A 14,011-nucleotide genomic window follows, 5' to 3' on the forward strand; every position below is an offset into this window, starting at 1 on the left:
GCTGGCCATGGATGGCCAGCACCGGTCCTGCAAGCGGAGCGGGACGCGAGAGCGAAGCAGGGCGTCGGTAGCGCCCATGGACGGGTTCACAGCGCCTCCTTGCAGGCTTGTCGCCGGGATAGACTCGAGTGATAGATCCCTTTGCATTCGCCCTGAGTGAGAGGGCTACTCCCGTGACCTTCCCCGCCGGGGCCGCTATGATGTGGCCCCGGTTTTCTTTCGCCGTTTCCCCAGACACAGTTCAGGACGTTTCGATGAGCATCAAAGCCGACAAGTGGATACGCCGCATGGCCGAGCGGGAAGGCATGATCGAGCCTTTCGAGCCCGACCAGGTACGCTACGAGAACGAGCGTCGGGTGATCTCCTACGGGACGTCCAGTTACGGCTACGACGTGCGCTGCGCCGACGAGTTCAAGGTGTTCACCAACATCCACTCCGCGGTGGTGGACCCCAAGGGCTTCGACGAGAAGAGCTTCGTCGACATCAAGGGGGATGTCTGTGTGATTCCTCCCAACTCCTTCGCCCTGGCGCGCACCGTGGAGTACTTCCGTATCCCGCGCAGCGTGCTGACCATCTGCCTGGGCAAGTCGACCTATGCCCGTTGCGGCATCATCGTCAACGTCACCCCGCTGGAACCCGAGTGGGAAGGGCACGTGACCCTGGAGTTCTCCAACACCACCAACCTGCCGGCGCGCATCTACGCCAACGAGGGCGTAGCGCAGATGCTGTTCCTGGAGTCCGACGAGGTCTGCGAGACCTCCTACAAGGACCGCGGCGGCAAGTACATGGGGCAGCGCGGCGTGACCCTGCCGCGCACGTGATAGCGCCGAGCTGAAAGCGCCGAGCTACAAGCAAACCCCGAAGGCCGAGACCTTCGGGGTTTGCTTTTGCACGAGATCATCAGACGCTGCCGGCAGCTTGGCAGCTTGGCAGCTTGGCAGCTTGGCCGCTTGGCCGCTTACTCCTCGACGTCCTCGTCCAGCTCCTCGGCGGCATCGGCATGGGAGAGCCGCATGCCGGTAGGCGGCAGGGCGACGCCGTCCATGGTGGCGCTGTCGCCCTTCAGCTGCAGGCGCCCCTCCAGGAACCAGCGCACGGCGATCGGATAGATCAGGTGCTCCCGGGCCTGCACCTTGGCCTGGAGACTCTCTTCCGTGTCGTCCTCGGCGACGGCCACCTCGGCCTGGAGGGCGACCGGTCCGCCATCCAGCTCCTCGGTGACGAAGTGCACGCTGCAGCCGTGCGCGGCCACGCCATCGGCCAGCGCGCGGGCATGGGTATGCAGGCCCTGGTAGTCGGGGAGGAGCGAGGGGTGGATGTTGAGCATCCGCCCCAGGAAGCGGTTGACAAAGCGTGGGGTGAGAATGCGCATGAAGCCGGCCAGCACGATCAGGTCGGGCTCGTGGCGCTCGATGACCTTGATCAGGGCGCCGTCGTAGGCGTCGCGGCTGTCGTACTCGCGATGGGGAAGGGCGACGGCGTCGATACCGGCATCCCTGGCCCGCTTGAGGCCGTAGGCATCCGGTTGATTGGCGATCACCGCGACGATCTCGCCGCCCAGGGCGTCATGGCTCTGGGCATCGATCAGCGCCTGGAGGTTGCTGCCGCTGCCGGAGATCAGCACCACCACCCGACGCGCCTCGCTGGGCTCGGGGGTGAAGGTATTCAGGGTATCGCTCTGGTAGTCGGTCCCGCTCATCCTTCGAGGTTCTCCAGCTGGACCTGCTCCTCGGCGTCGCCCCGGGCGGTGATCTCGCCGATGCGATGGACCGTCTCGCCCTGGGCCTGCAGGTGGGCACGGGCCTGGTCGGCCTTCTCCGCGGGGACCACGATCACCATGCCGATGCCGCAGTTGAGCACCCGGTGCATCTCCTGCTCCTCGACGTTGCCCTGCTGCTGGAGCCAGTCGAAGACGGCCGGACGCGTCCAGCTGGACGCATCGATACGTGCCGCCAGGGTCTCGGGCAGCACGCGGGGGATGTTCTCGGTGAGGCCGCCACCGGTGATATGCGACAGGGCATGCACCGGGATGTCGGTCTCCTTGAGCAGGGAGAGCAGCGGCTTGACATAGATGCGCGTGGGCGCGAGCAGTGCCTCGCCCAGCGGCCGGCCGTCGATGGCGGTGTCCAGGGCAGACTCGCTGACCTCGAGGATCTTGCGGATCAGCGAGTAGCCGTTGGAGTGGGGGCCGGAGGAGGCCAATCCGAGCAACACGTCACCCTCGCCGACCTTCTTGCCGTCGAGGATCTCGGACTTCTCCACCACGCCGACGCAGAAGCCGGCGAGGTCGTAGTCGCTGCCCTCGTACATGCCGGGCATCTCGGCGGTCTCGCCGCCCACCAGGGCACAGCCGGCCTGCTCGCAGCCCTCGCCGATGCCGGTCACCACGTCGGTGGCGATATCCACGTCCAGCTTGCCCGTGGCATAGTAGTCGAGGAAGAACAGCGGCTCGGCGCCGGCCACCACCAGGTCATTGACGCACATGGCCACCAGGTCGATGCCGATGGTGTCATGGCGGCCGAGGTCCATGGCCAGGCGCAGCTTGGTGCCGACGCCGTCGGTGCCGGAGACCAGCACCGGCTCCCGGTAGCCGGCCGGCAGCTCGCACAGGGCGCCGAAACCGCCCAGGCCGCCCATCACCTCGGGGCGGGTTGTGCGTTTGGCGACGCCCTTGATGCGGTCGACCAGGGCATTGCCGGCATCGATGTCGACACCGGCGTCCTTGTAACTGAGCGATGCCCCGGTCGGGCGATGGGTGGAGTCGGTCATGTCGCTTCCTGTATGAGAATGGCGGTCGCGATGCCTGTCGCAGGGCGACGCGCAACGGTCAGCTGAGGAGTGCGAATTGTAGCATCACGGCGCGCGGCTGGCAGCCCGCCGGCCGCGCCGACACAGGGAGGAAGCGATGCGCAGGCAGTGGTGGGTGGTGGCCGCGGTGGCGGCAGTGGGGCTGTGGTTCCTGGTCAGCATCGAGCCGGTGCTGATGCCCTTCTTCGTCAGCATGATCCTGGCCTACCTGGGCGACCCCCTGGCTGACCGCCTCGAAGCACACGGTCTCTCGCGGCGCCTGGCGGTCTCGCTGGTCTTCCTGCTGCTTTCGCTTGCCATCGTGCTCACCCTGCTGCTGGTGGTGCCGATACTGGGCCGACAGCTCGGCCAGCTGATCGAATCCCTGCCGGCGGTGCTCAACTGGACCCAGCAGACCGTGGTGCCGCGCATCCAGTCGCTCACCGGCATGGATCTTTCCACCGATATCGACCAAATGCGCCAGGCGGTTGTCGACAACTGGAAGGAGACCGGGACCTTCGCCGCCAGCCTGCTGGCCCAGGCCTCGCGTTCCGGTCTGGCGTTGGTCGCCTGGATCGGCAACCTGGCGCTGATCCCGGTGGTGACCTTCTACCTGCTGCTGGACTGGGACATCCTGGTCGCCAAGCTGCGCGGCTCGTTGCCTCGTAGCTGGGAGCCCGCCGCAGTGCGACTCGCTGGCGAATGCGACGAGGTGCTGTCGTCCTTCCTGCGTGGCCAGCTGATCGTCATGCTCTGCCTGGGGGTGATCTATGCGGTGGGGCTGACCCTGCTCGGCGTGCGCTTCGGCCTGCTGATCGGCATGCTCGCGGGGCTGGCCAGCATCGTGCCCTATCTCGGGGTGATCGTCGGCATCTCCGTGGCCGGCGTGGTGGCCTTCTTCCAGTTCGGCGACTGGCTGATCCTGCTCGGCGTCGCGGCGGTGTTCGGTTTCGGCCAGCTGGTCGAGAGCGTGGTGCTCCAGCCCAAGCTGCTCGGTGACAAGATCGGCCTGCATCCGGTGGCGGTGATCTTCGCCGTGCTGGCCGGCGGGCAACTGTTCGGCTTCACCGGGGTGCTGCTGGCGCTGCCCGTGGCCGCCGTGGTGATGGTGGTGTTGCGTTATCTCCACGAGCACTATAAAAACAGCACGCTATACGACGCCGGACGCCAACGTATCCACGACGAGGAGTCGCCATGAGTCGAGCACCCGCGCAGTTGCCGCTGGGCGTGGGGCTGCGCGACGACGCCACCTTCGCCAACTTCCACCCCGGACTCAATGCGACCCTTGTCGACCGGCTTGCGCGCCAGTTCGACGACGGCGGCGAGCCCTTCCTCTATGTCTGGGGCGCCTCCGGTACCGGGCGCAGCCACCTGCTGCAGGCCGCCTGCCATGCGGCCTCCGACCGGGATCGCCGGGCGCTGTACCTGCCGCTGGCGGAGCTTGGCCACTTCCCGCCGCTGATGCTCGAGGAGATCGAGCGCCTCGACCTGGTGGCGATCGATGATCTCGAGCGCGTGGTGGGACGCAAGCGCTGGGAGGAGGCCCTGTTCCACGCCTTCAATCGCCTGCGGGATGCCGGCAAGCGCCTGGTGATCGCCGCCGAGGCGCCGCCACGCCAGTTGCCGGTCAAGCTCCCCGACCTGGCCTCGCGACTCACCTGGGGGATGACCTTCCACCTGCAGGGGCTCGATGACACCGGGCGCCTGGCGGCGCTGCAGCTGCGCGCGCGGGGGCGAGGCATGCAGTTGCCGGACGAGGTGGCCCGCTACATCCTTCACCGCGGTCCGCGACGCCTGGATGCGCTCTTCCAGACCCTGGAGGCGCTGGATCGCGCCTCGCTCTCCGCCCAGCGCAAGCTGACCATTCCCTTCGTCAAGCAGGCGCTGGGCTGGTAGAAGGTTGCTGGATCTAGCCCGCCCCGTCGCAGATCTGCTCGGCAGTGAAACGGTAGGAGTAGAGGACGTCCTTCTGCAGGAAGCCGTAGCGCGTCAGTGTCTGTTGCCAGTCCCCGTTGCGCCTCTCTCCCTTCAATTCCTCGTTCACCGCGTCCCGCAGGTCCTCGGCATCCAGGGGGAAGGCGAAGCCGCCGAAGTAGCGAACCTCGCGACCGTCGATCACCGGGTCGGTGAAGTCGAATTCCGCTTCCACCTGCGGGCTCGTCTGCTCCAGGGACGCGACCGTCATCCCGGTGGCGGCGAAGGCATCGGCCCTGCCACGGACGATGGCCTCGACGGCCTGCGGGAGTCGTTCCACGGTGACGATCCGGTCCGCATCGACCCCCAGGGCCTCGAACATCTCCTGGGTGACCGTGCCCTCCTGGACCGCGACGCGGATGGTGTCGGGACGTTCGACGAAGTCCTCGTAGGAACGAATGCGGTTGGGGTTGGAGGCCAGCACCAGTAGCCCTTCGCCATAGGAGGTGTTGGGGTCCGAGAAGAGTACTCGGGCACAGCGTTCAGGCAGGATGGCCATCTCTGCCGCGGCCATGTCGAAGCGACCGACTTCCAGCCCCGGGATAAGGTTCTTGAATTCGGTCTCGACCCATTCGATCTCCTCGATGCCGAGATCCTTCAGGATCCGCCGAGCGACCTCCGGGCCGACGCCGAGCGCCTCGCCTTCTTCGTTCAGGTAGCCATAGGGCTTCTCGTTGGCGACGGCGATGCGGATCACGCCGCGCTGCTGGATCTCCTCAAGGGTGTCGGCCTGCAGTCCGGGAATGGCCAGCAGGGTGGCGAGAGCGCCCGTCAGCAGGGAAGCTCTGCTCGATGAAAGCGTGTTAGGTGTCATGGTTGTTAGCCCCGCGTATCCTCGTTCCGCCTCCCGCGGCGTCATGGAGCACCCGGGTATCGGCCGTGGCGCCGCCGCCGCCGGGTCGGAGCGATGTGTGTTGGGCCATGATCCGTGGCGTCGGTGCCTCGACACCCTCATGGTGTCAGCTCCGCCATTTCTTGGTGGCGGCTCATTCAGCGTAGAAGTGTCGTTGAAAGGGCGCGGGCCGCCGACGGTCTCTGTCGCAGACCTCGTACAACGACTGTCGGCGATGTCTTACAGGTGGCGGGTATGTCTCATGTCGCCAGTGGCAGGAGACTCATCGGCTGAGCTCGACGCTGCGGGACTGCCCGTTGCCGAGGCGTACCTGGCGGATGACCACCCGGGTCTCGCCGCTGGACGGGTCCTGTCCGCTGCCCGAGACATAGAACTCGCCGGCAGGCAGGCCATCGAGGCGGAAGTAGCCATTGGCGTCGGTGCGGGTGGTGTGGGTGTACGCGCGGGCCCGGGGGTCGGCGGGTTCCACGGCGCGGCCCGCCAGGGCCTGTTCCGCGGCCTCGGCGGAGTAGGTGGTCACCGGGGCGGCCGAGACGGGGCGATTGGCCACCGGGCGCCCGCCCAGCAGCAGGCGTCCGCTGATCACCGCGCTGCCGCTCTTCTCCAGGGCGGCATACTCCTCGGCGGGGAAGGCCACCTGGCGGGCGACGCGCCCGGTGGTATCAGGACGCTCGGCCCGTTCGGTCTCTCGCGGCGCCTCCATGCCGCGCTCGATCACCTCGACGCGCTCACGCTCGCCGGCAGGGTAGCGCGGCTCGATGATCTGGCAGCCGGCAAGCGATAGCCCCAGCAGGGCGGGAAGGATCCAATGTTTCATCTGCGCTCTCCCGGATGGTGACGAAGCCCCGTGCCCGGTGAGCATAACGCAAAAGGGCCGCTGATCATCGATCGGCGGCCCTCCTGTACGATCAATCAAGCGCCGGCAGGGCCGGCGCCGTCAGGCTTACTTGGCTGCCTTGGTGGCAGTCTCGGTGGCCTGCTTGACGTTGTCTTCGGTCAGCTTCTGGCTCTGCTGGACGAAATCCTGCTGCAGGGAGACGACCTTCTCGGCGTCGCCCTTCAGGCGCTCGGTCAGGTCCTTGGCGACCTTCTGCTGGCCTTCCATGTAGGTGCGCAGGCCTTCGGCATCCTTCACGTTCATCAGGCTGCGCAGCTGCGCCAGGCCAGTGTCGGTATAGGCCTTGCCGGCGTCCAGCTGGGCGTTGACCAGCTTCTCGGTGTAGTCCACGGACAGGGCAGCGTAGGCGCGTGCCGGGCCGAAGAACATGGATTCGAACTGTTCGGTGAACTGCTTGGTGTCGAAGTTTTGCATCGTGAGTCCCTCCCGGGGATTTCGGATCATTTCGAAGGCCCTGGCGGTCTGCCGATGCCTTCTTCGTCTCTGTTGCGATGCACAATAGCAGAGCGGTTGTGCAGTGCAACATTTATTGAAGTTGCACCGCGCGAGGACCGCCGGGAGCAGGCCGAAGAGGAGGTCCTACGCCAGGGGTGAGAAGCACTGCTTCGAACGGGCTGGCCATGGATGGCCAGCACCGGTCCTGCAAGCGGAGCGGGACGCGAGAGCGAAGCAGGGCGTCGGTAGCGCCCAGGGAGGGGTTTACAGTGCCTCCTCGCAGGCCTGCTGACGGATTAGGTCCGAGCAATGATGTGATCTGCGATGGACTTCCATTCGATGGTGGGGCTCTCTTGCAAGGGCGTCCGCGGGACACCATGTTGAGGGAAGCACCATCTATCCCGAACAGGAGGAGCCGGATATGAGCGACCACCGCATCGAGCGCGACAGCATGGGCGAGCTGGAGGTGCCGAGGGAGGCCCTCTACGGCGCCCAGACCCAGCGGGCCGTCAACAACTTCCCGGTCTCTGGCCAGCCGATGCCCACGGCCTTCATCCACGCCATCGCCCGGATCAAGCTGGCGGCGGCCCGGGTCAACCGCGAGCTGGGGCTCCTCGACGAGGCGCGCTCCCGCGAGATCGTCGCTGCCGCCGAGGCGATCCTCGCGGGACATCTCGACGACCAGTTCCCGGTGGATGTCTTCCAGACCGGCTCCGGCACCTCAAGCAACATGAACGTCAACGAGGTGATCGCCAGGCGAGCCAGTCGCGACGGGGTGGAAGTCGGCGCCAACGACCACGTCAACATGGGGCAGTCGAGCAACGATGTGATTCCCACCGCGATCCATGTGTCCGCCGCGCTGGCGGTGACCAGCCAGCTGCGTCCGGCGCTCGAGCACCTGCGCGAGACCATCGACACGCGCGCCGCGGAGCTGGACGACGTGGTCAAGACCGGGCGTACCCACCTGATGGACGCCATGCCGCTGCGCATGAGCCAGGAGCTGGGGGGCTGGTCGAGCCAGGTGGGCCAGGCCATCGAGCGCCTGGACAGCGCCCTGGTGCGGCTCTGTCGCCTGGCCCAGGGCGGCACGGCGGTGGGCACCGGGGTCAATGCCCATCCCGAGTTCGCCGAGCGCATGGCGCGCGACCTGAGCGAGCAGACGGGGCTTTCGTTCTCGCCAAACGACAGCTTCTTCGCGAGCCTCTCCTCCCAGGATGCGGCGGTGGAGCTCTCCGGTCAGCTCAGGGGTCTGGCGTGCGTGGTAATGAAGATTGCCAACGACCTGCGCTGGATGAACTCGGGGCCCCTGGCGGGGCTCGGCGAGATCGAGCTCGAGGCCCTGCAGCCCGGCAGCTCGATCATGCCCGGCAAGGTCAATCCGGTGATCCCCGAGTCGGCGGCCCAGGCCGCCGCCCAGGTGATCGGGCTCGACATGGCGGTGACGGTGGCCGGGCAGAGCGGCAACTTTCAGCTCAACGTCATGCTGCCGCTGGTGGCCAACAACCTGCTGACCTCGATCTCCCTGATGACCCAAACCACCCGGCTGCTGGCGGATCGTGCCATCGCCACCTTCAAGGTGTGCCATGACAACCTCGAGGGGCCGCTGGCGCGTAACCCCATCCTGGTCACGGCGCTGAACTCGGTGATCGGCTACGACGCCGCGGCGGCCATCGCCAAGCATGCCTACCAGGCGGGGCGGCCGATCATCGAGGTGGCCGAGGAGCAGACCGACCTGTCTCGCGCGGAGCTCGAACGGCTCCTCGATCCCGCCGCCCTGACGCGAGGCGGCGTGCCCGAGTAGCGCTGACTCAGGTGCGCTCACTCAGGCTGGTCGCGCTCCTTGCCCTCCTCGATGGTCTCCCGGGCGTCGCGGTGCTCCTCCCGGTCGGCCTCGGGCGTCTCGTGCTCGTCGGCACGGGAGGGGCGATAGCAGAGGGTGGCCAGCATCGGGAAGTGGTCCGAGCCGATGTGCGGCAGGCGCCGCATGGCCTTGAGGGTGAAGTGCTCGCTTACGAAGACATGATCCAGCGGCCAGCGCAGCAGCGGGTAGCTGGCGTGGAAGGTGCTGAACATGCCGCGCCCGCGTCGCGGATCGAGCATGCCACTCACCCGGCAGAAGAGCCGGGTGGTGCGCGACCAGGCCACGTCGTTGAGGTCGCCGGCCACCAGGGTGGGCACCGGGTCCTCGTGGATCGCCTTGCCCACCAGCAGCAGCTCTGCATCCCGCCACAGCGACTCCTCGCTCTCGTTGGGGGCCGGCGGGCGGGGATGCACGGCATGCAGGCGCACGACCTCGCCGCTTGGCAGGGTGACGCCGGTATGGATCGAGGGGATGTCGTCCTGGATCAGCCACTGGACCTCGGGGTCGACCAGCGGCCGCCGGGCATAGAGGTGCATGCCGTAGAGGTTGTCCAGCGGCACCCGCACCGCATGGGGCCACTCCTCGTTCAGGGCCGTGTCGAGCTGCGTCTGCCACCAGGCATCGGACTCCAGGGTCAGGACCAGGTCGGGCCGGTGCTCGTGGATCAGCCGGGTCAGTGTCTCGGCGTTGCGGTTGGGCGTGAGCACGTTGGCGATGAGCAGCGTCAGGCAGCGGTTCTCCTGTCCCGGCTCCGTGCGCTGGACCTGCACCGGCCACAACGGCGTCCAGGGCAGGATGCGGGCTATCTGCAGGGCAAGGGTGATTAGGCTCGCCCCCAGGGCCACCCAGGACCAGGGCGGGGTGGCCAGCAGGGAAAGCAGGGCAGTCACCGCCGCCAGGGCAGCGAGCTGCAGGCGGGGAAACTCGCAGGCACGGATCCACCACCAGGTCAGCGGCGATCGGGCCACCAGGGTGGCCGCCAGCAACACGATGGCGACCACCGCAAGCAGGATGGAAAACACGACATGACCTCCCTGTGGTCTCGGTGACGTCCCGCTCCCAGCCTACGCCGGACGGCACCGGTCGTGAATGCCTGGCAGTGAATGGCTTGTCGTGAATGTAGGGTCGTGAAAGTCTAGAGCGCCTTGCGGCGCAGCAGGCCGGTGACTGCCTCGCCGATCAGCACCAGCACGATGATGGCGATCAGGATGGTGGCCACCGTCTGCCAGGCGAAGGTGTCGATGGAACCCTGCAGGATCACGCCGATGCCGCCGGCCCCGACCAGCCCCAGCACCGTGGACTCGCGGATGTTGATGTCCCAGCGCAGGATGACGATGGCAAAGAAGGCCGGCATCACCTGGGGCACGACGGCATAGGCGATCACCTTCGCCTTGGAAGCGCCGGTCGCTTCCATGGCCTCCACCGGGCGACGGTCGATCTCCTCGATGGCCTCGCCCATCAGCTTGCCGATGAAGCCCACCGAGCGGAACATGATGGCCAGTATCCCGGCCAGCACGCCCGGCCCGAAGATCGCCACGAACAGCAGCGCCCAGATGATGGTGTTTACCGAGCGGCTCGAGACCAGGATGAAGCGCCCCAGCCACAGGCAGGCGCGGTTGGGGGTGGTGTTCTGGGCGGCGATGTAGGAGACCGGCAGGGCGATGAAGATGGTCAGCATGGTGGCGAGCGTGGCGATATGCACGGTCTCGATCATGGCATTGACGATCTCGCCCAGGCGGCTCGGGTCAGGCGGCCACATGCGTGCCCCCAGGCTCGAGATCTGGTTGGGGGCATCCCATACCCAGGGCCAGAAGATGTCGATGTCGCGCACCGCCCAGACCACCAGCATCAGCGTCACAAGCATCACGGCGTAACGGATGAGCTGCTCCCGGGGGTTGTGGCGTCGCCAGATGCGATCGGCCAGCAGGTCGGCGTCCTCTACCATATCTTCTTCCTCACCCAGCCGCTCACGCCTTCGCTGAGCAGGATCACCGCGATGATCACCAGCAGGATGGCGAAGGCAAAGTCATAGTCGTAGCGCCCGAAGGCGTTCATCAGGGTGCTGCCGATCCCTCCCGCGCCAACGATCCCCACCACCGCGGAGGCGCGCAGGTTGCTGTCGAGCTGGTACATGGAGAGCCCCACCTGGCGCGGCAGGATCTGCGGGAAGACCGCATAGTAGAGCGTGGCCAGATAGCCGGCGCCCGTGGCGCGCATGGCCTCCACCTGGCCCCAGTCGATCTCCTCGATCTCCTCGGCGAGTAGCTTGCCGACGAAGCCGATGGAGTAGAGGGTCAGGGTCAGGATGCCGGCCAGGGGACCGAAGCCCACCGCGGCGACGAAGAGGATGGCGACGATCACCGGATGGAAGCTGCGCGAGACGATGATGACCGCGCGCCCCAGCAGGTAGACGGGCAGCGGCGCGATGTTGCGCGCCGCCATCACCGCGAAGGGAATCGACAGCAGCACCCCGAGCAGGGTGGCCAGGATGGCGATCTGCAGGCTCTCCGTGAAGCCGGTCAGCAGCAGGTCGAAGCGCGAAAAGTTCGGCGGGAAGCCGCCGCCGAAGATCCGCGCGGCCCGGGGCAGCCCTTCGCTGATGCGCTCCCAGTTGAAGGGCAGGGTGGCGAAGGCCCACACCAGGTAGACGGCCACCACCGCCAGCAGGCCATAGCGCAGGAGGGGGTTGGCGATGAAGGGCGGCTTGCGCCAGGTCCGCGGCGTCGTTGCCCCGCTGGTGTCAGGTCGGGTCATGGCGGGTCTCCCGTTCAGCCTTTCCTTCTTCAGCCTGCGGGGTGGCGGTCTCATCCTCCGGCGACTCGATGCCGCCGTAGATGGCGTCCAGGGCTTCCTTGTCGAAGTCGGCGGGGGTGCCATCGAAGATCATGGTGCCATGGCGCAGCCCGACGATGCGGTCGGTATAGGTCCTGGCCTGGGCCACGTTGTGAATGTTGATCAGCACCGGCAGCGACAGTTCGCTGGCCAGGCTCTGCAGCAGCACCATGATCTGCTCGGAGGTGCGCGGGTCCAGCGAGGCCGTGGGTTCGTCCGCCAGCAGCACCTCGGGTTCCTGCATCAGCGCACGCACCACGCCGACCCGCTGGCGCTCGCCACCGGAGAGCTCGTCGGCGCGCTTGTTGGCATAGTGGGCGATGCCCACCCGCTCCATCAGCACGAAGGCGCGCTCGATGTCCGCCGCCGGATAACGGCGGGTAATGGCCTGGAAAAGGCTGACGTAGCCGAGCCGGCCGGCCAGCACGTTCTCCATCACGGTGAGGCGGTCGATCAGGTTGAAGCCCTGGAAGACCATGCCGATCTTGCGTCGGGCACGGCGCAGGTCACGGTGCCGGAGGTTGACGAGTTCGGTGCCGTTGAGCTTGATCGACCCTGAAGTGGGTTCCACGAGGCGGTTGATGCAACGCAGCATGGTGCTCTTGCCGGCGCCCGAGGCACCGACGATGGCCACCACGCTGTTGTCCTCCACGGCGAGGTCGAGCCCCTTGAGCACGGGCTCGTCGTGCCCGTAGCGCTTGATCAGGTTGGATATCTCTAGCATCGGCGGGTCCAGGCGGGCGTAGGGTCAACGAGACAGCGACGCCGGCCTTCCCGCGAAGGCCGGCGTCGTGCTGTCAGGCGTGGATTACTGGAGGTTGTCGGGGGTGTACTCGACCCCGTTGGCACTCTGGATGGTGCGGATGACCTTCCAGTTGTCCTTATAGTTGATGGGGATGAACTTCTCGACCCCCTCGAACTCCTCGCCCAGTTCGGTGCCGGCGAACTCGAAGCTGAAGAAGGCCTCCTCGATCTTCTCGACCAGGGCCGGGTGCAGGTTATAGGCGTAGTTGTAGGAGGTGGTCGGGAAGCTGTCGGACTCGTAGATGATCTTGACGTCTTCCGGGTCATAGAGGCCGCGCGCCGCCATGCGCTCGACGACCTCCGAGGCCACCGGGGCGGCGTCATAGTCCTGGGCCACCACGCCGAGCATGGACTGGTCGTGGCTGCCCGAGTAGATCACCTCGTAGTCCTCGCCGGGGACGATGCCCTCTTCCGGGAACAGGGCGCGCGGCGCCTGGTTGCCGGAGTTGGAGGTGGGCGAGGTGTGGGCGACCCGCTTGCCCTTGAGGTCGGCCATCTCGTCGATGCCGGAATCGACATGCGTATAGAGCTGGAGGGTGTAACCGAAGCGTCCATCATCCGAGCCCATCAGCGCGAAGGGCACGGCACCCGCCAGGTTGACGGCGAAGGGCGTCGGGCCGGTGGAGAAGCCGGCGATGTGCAGGCGGCCGCTGCGCATGGCCTCGACCTGTGCCGAGTTGGATTGCACGGCGAAGAAGCGCACGTCCTTTCCGGTCACTTCCTCGAGGTGCTCGATGAACGGCTGCCAGATGTCGGAATAGATCGCCGGATCCTCGACCGGGGTATAGGCGAAGATCAGGGTGTCGGGGTCGGCCCACTGGGATTCGTCGGCCGGGCGGTCGGCGACCATGTCGCCGTTCTCGTCGCAGTAGATGTCATCCAGGGCGCCACGCTCGCAGTCCTCCTGAGCCTGGGCCTGGGTGGCGGCCAGCAGGGCGAGGGGCAGCAGCGAGGAGAGGGCCAGCGTGGCGAGCGGGTGCTTCCGGGACCGCAGGGTATGGTGGATCATGGCGTGCCTCGTGAGATTATTGTTGTGCAGGGCGTTCGGATCTCGACATGTCGATGATCGATTCCGAATAACTCCTTCCAATCTAGGGTTCGTGACAAAACCATGTCAAACACTTTCCCCGCCGTGCCAGGCCAGTGGCATAACCGCTACCTGCTGATGCGCCACGGTCACAGCCAGGCCAACCAGCTAGGCTTGATCATCAGCTCACCGGAACGTGGGCTGGCCGGCTACGGCCTCTCGTCCCGGGGCCTGGAGCAACTCGATGGGCTGCTGGCCGACTGGCGCTGGGCAGCGCCCGCCCGGATCCTGCATTCGGACTTCCTTCGCACCACCGAGACGGCAGCGCGCATCGCGCAGCACTTCGGCCTGCGGCTCGAGGCCGAAACGCGACTGCGGGAACGCCATTTCGGCGTGTTCGAGGGTGAGGGAGACGAGCGCTATGCCGAGGTCTGGGCGCGGGACGCCCTTGACCCGGCACACCGCCATGCCGGCGTCGAGGCCGTGGCCGAGGTGGCCGCGCGGATGCGTGAGGTCATCGACCACCTGGAGCAGCGCCAT

Annotated in this window: 15 protein-coding genes; 5 read left to right on the plus strand and 10 right to left on the minus strand. The window is 66.8% G+C overall.

Features of this window, described 5'->3' with window-relative positions; genetic code table 11:
* Nucleotides 1–254: 254 nt before the first annotated feature.
* On the plus strand, nt 255–821 hold the full coding sequence (gene dcd, locus SCI24_RS18120; protein WP_133637335.1) for a dCTP deaminase: 567 nt from the start codon (nt 255–257) through the stop codon (nt 819–821).
* Nucleotides 822–958: 137 nt separating this feature from the next.
* Here dcd and purN read toward each other — a convergent pair whose 3' ends face one another.
* Together purN and purM are read right to left on the minus strand one after the other, a co-directional pair.
* Nucleotides 959–1,699, minus strand: coding sequence for a phosphoribosylglycinamide formyltransferase (gene purN, locus SCI24_RS18125; RefSeq protein ID WP_318726708.1), 741 nt, complete (start codon nt 1,697–1,699; stop codon nt 959–961).
* Nucleotides 1,696–2,769, minus strand: a complete 1,074-nt coding sequence (gene purM / locus SCI24_RS18130) for a phosphoribosylformylglycinamidine cyclo-ligase (protein WP_318726709.1) — start codon at nt 2,767–2,769, stop codon at nt 1,696–1,698. The genes purN and purM overlap by 4 nt, the downstream gene beginning before the upstream one ends.
* A gap of 136 nt (nt 2,770–2,905) precedes the next feature.
* Between purM and SCI24_RS18135 the strand changes: the two genes are divergently transcribed.
* Both SCI24_RS18135 and hda read left to right on the plus strand, forming a co-directional pair.
* Complete coding sequence (locus SCI24_RS18135; RefSeq protein ID WP_318726710.1) at nt 2,906–3,985, plus strand: AI-2E family transporter; 1,080 nt, start codon at nt 2,906–2,908, stop codon at nt 3,983–3,985.
* Nucleotides 3,982–4,683 carry a DnaA regulatory inactivator Hda gene (gene hda, locus SCI24_RS18140; RefSeq protein ID WP_318726711.1) on the plus strand — a complete coding sequence of 234 codons (702 nt, stop codon included), beginning with the start codon at nt 3,982–3,984 and terminating at the stop codon, nt 4,681–4,683. Before SCI24_RS18135 ends, hda begins: the two co-directional genes overlap by 4 nt.
* Before the next feature lie 13 nt (nt 4,684–4,696).
* On the opposite strand, the gene ehuB is transcribed toward hda, so the two are convergent.
* From ehuB to SCI24_RS18155, 3 genes are all read right to left on the minus strand, one after another.
* A complete protein-coding gene (gene ehuB / locus SCI24_RS18145; RefSeq protein WP_318726712.1) occupies nt 4,697–5,575 on the minus strand; it encodes an ectoine/hydroxyectoine ABC transporter substrate-binding protein EhuB in 879 nt (292 codons plus the stop codon).
* A 301-nt stretch (nt 5,576–5,876) separates the two neighbouring features.
* Nucleotides 5,877–6,431, minus strand: coding sequence for a carboxypeptidase-like regulatory domain-containing protein (locus SCI24_RS18150; protein WP_318726713.1), 555 nt, complete (start codon nt 6,429–6,431; stop codon nt 5,877–5,879).
* A 126-nt stretch (nt 6,432–6,557) separates the two neighbouring features.
* On the minus strand, nt 6,558–6,926 hold the full coding sequence (locus tag SCI24_RS18155) for a phasin family protein (RefSeq protein ID WP_133637341.1): 369 nt from the start codon (nt 6,924–6,926) through the stop codon (nt 6,558–6,560).
* Nucleotides 6,927–7,368: 442 nt separating this feature from the next.
* On the opposite strand from SCI24_RS18155, the gene SCI24_RS18160 reads away from it, so the two are divergent.
* Nucleotides 7,369–8,748 (plus strand): class II fumarate hydratase, encoded by a 1,380-nt coding sequence (locus SCI24_RS18160; protein ID WP_318726714.1) that lies wholly within the window; start codon nt 7,369–7,371, stop codon nt 8,746–8,748.
* A 17-nt stretch (nt 8,749–8,765) separates the two neighbouring features.
* Here the strand turns inward: SCI24_RS18160 and SCI24_RS18165 are convergent, their stop codons facing one another.
* From SCI24_RS18165 to phnD, 5 genes are all read right to left on the minus strand, one after another.
* Nucleotides 8,766–9,830 (minus strand): endonuclease/exonuclease/phosphatase family protein, encoded by a 1,065-nt coding sequence (locus SCI24_RS18165; protein WP_318726715.1) that lies wholly within the window; start codon nt 9,828–9,830, stop codon nt 8,766–8,768.
* A gap of 113 nt (nt 9,831–9,943) precedes the next feature.
* On the minus strand, nt 9,944–10,753 hold the full coding sequence (gene phnE, locus SCI24_RS18170; protein WP_318726716.1) for a phosphonate ABC transporter, permease protein PhnE: 810 nt from the start codon (nt 10,751–10,753) through the stop codon (nt 9,944–9,946).
* Nucleotides 10,747–11,562, minus strand: coding sequence for a phosphonate ABC transporter, permease protein PhnE (gene phnE, locus SCI24_RS18175; protein WP_318726717.1), 816 nt, complete (start codon nt 11,560–11,562; stop codon nt 10,747–10,749). Before phnE (SCI24_RS18175) ends, phnE (SCI24_RS18170) begins: the two co-directional genes overlap by 7 nt.
* Nucleotides 11,549–12,364: a phosphonate ABC transporter ATP-binding protein gene (gene phnC, locus SCI24_RS18180; protein ID WP_318726718.1), complete on the minus strand. Its 816-nt coding sequence runs from the start codon at nt 12,362–12,364 to the stop codon at nt 11,549–11,551. Before phnC ends, phnE (SCI24_RS18175) begins: the two co-directional genes overlap by 14 nt.
* 84 nt (nt 12,365–12,448) lie before the next feature.
* Complete coding sequence (gene phnD / locus SCI24_RS18185) at nt 12,449–13,453, minus strand: phosphate/phosphite/phosphonate ABC transporter substrate-binding protein (protein ID WP_318726719.1); 1,005 nt, start codon at nt 13,451–13,453, stop codon at nt 12,449–12,451.
* Between the two features lie 102 nt (nt 13,454–13,555).
* Here phnD and SCI24_RS18190 point away from each other — a divergent pair.
* On the plus strand, nt 13,556–14,011 hold a 456-nt coding region (locus tag SCI24_RS18190; protein ID WP_318726720.1), incomplete at its 3' end, for a histidine phosphatase family protein.

It is taken from the genome of Halomonas sp., assembly GCF_033549285.1.
Taxonomy (GTDB): Bacteria; Pseudomonadota; Gammaproteobacteria; order Pseudomonadales; family Halomonadaceae; genus Halomonas.

Coding starts and splice junctions, on each gene's coding strand:
- dcd (WP_133637335.1), top strand. CDS start 255: ATGAGCATCAAAGCCGACAAGTGGATACGCCGCATGGCCGAGCGGGAA.
- purN (WP_318726708.1), bottom strand. CDS start 1,699: ATGAGCGGGACCGACTACCAGAGCGATACCCTGAATACCTTCACCCCC.
- purM (WP_318726709.1), bottom strand. CDS start 2,769: ATGACCGACTCCACCCATCGCCCGACCGGGGCATCGCTCAGTTACAAG.
- SCI24_RS18135 (WP_318726710.1), top strand. CDS start 2,906: ATGCGCAGGCAGTGGTGGGTGGTGGCCGCGGTGGCGGCAGTGGGGCTG.
- hda (WP_318726711.1), top strand. CDS start 3,982: ATGAGTCGAGCACCCGCGCAGTTGCCGCTGGGCGTGGGGCTGCGCGAC.
- ehuB (WP_318726712.1), bottom strand. CDS start 5,575: ATGACACCTAACACGCTTTCATCGAGCAGAGCTTCCCTGCTGACGGGC.
- SCI24_RS18150 (WP_318726713.1), bottom strand. CDS start 6,431: ATGAAACATTGGATCCTTCCCGCCCTGCTGGGGCTATCGCTTGCCGGC.
- SCI24_RS18155 (WP_133637341.1), bottom strand. CDS start 6,926: ATGCAAAACTTCGACACCAAGCAGTTCACCGAACAGTTCGAATCCATG.
- SCI24_RS18160 (WP_318726714.1), top strand. CDS start 7,369: ATGAGCGACCACCGCATCGAGCGCGACAGCATGGGCGAGCTGGAGGTG.
- phnE (WP_318726716.1), bottom strand. CDS start 10,753: ATGGTAGAGGACGCCGACCTGCTGGCCGATCGCATCTGGCGACGCCAC.
- phnE (WP_318726717.1), bottom strand. CDS start 11,562: ATGACCCGACCTGACACCAGCGGGGCAACGACGCCGCGGACCTGGCGC.
- phnC (WP_318726718.1), bottom strand. CDS start 12,364: ATGCTAGAGATATCCAACCTGATCAAGCGCTACGGGCACGACGAGCCC.
- phnD (WP_318726719.1), bottom strand. CDS start 13,453: ATGATCCACCATACCCTGCGGTCCCGGAAGCACCCGCTCGCCACGCTG.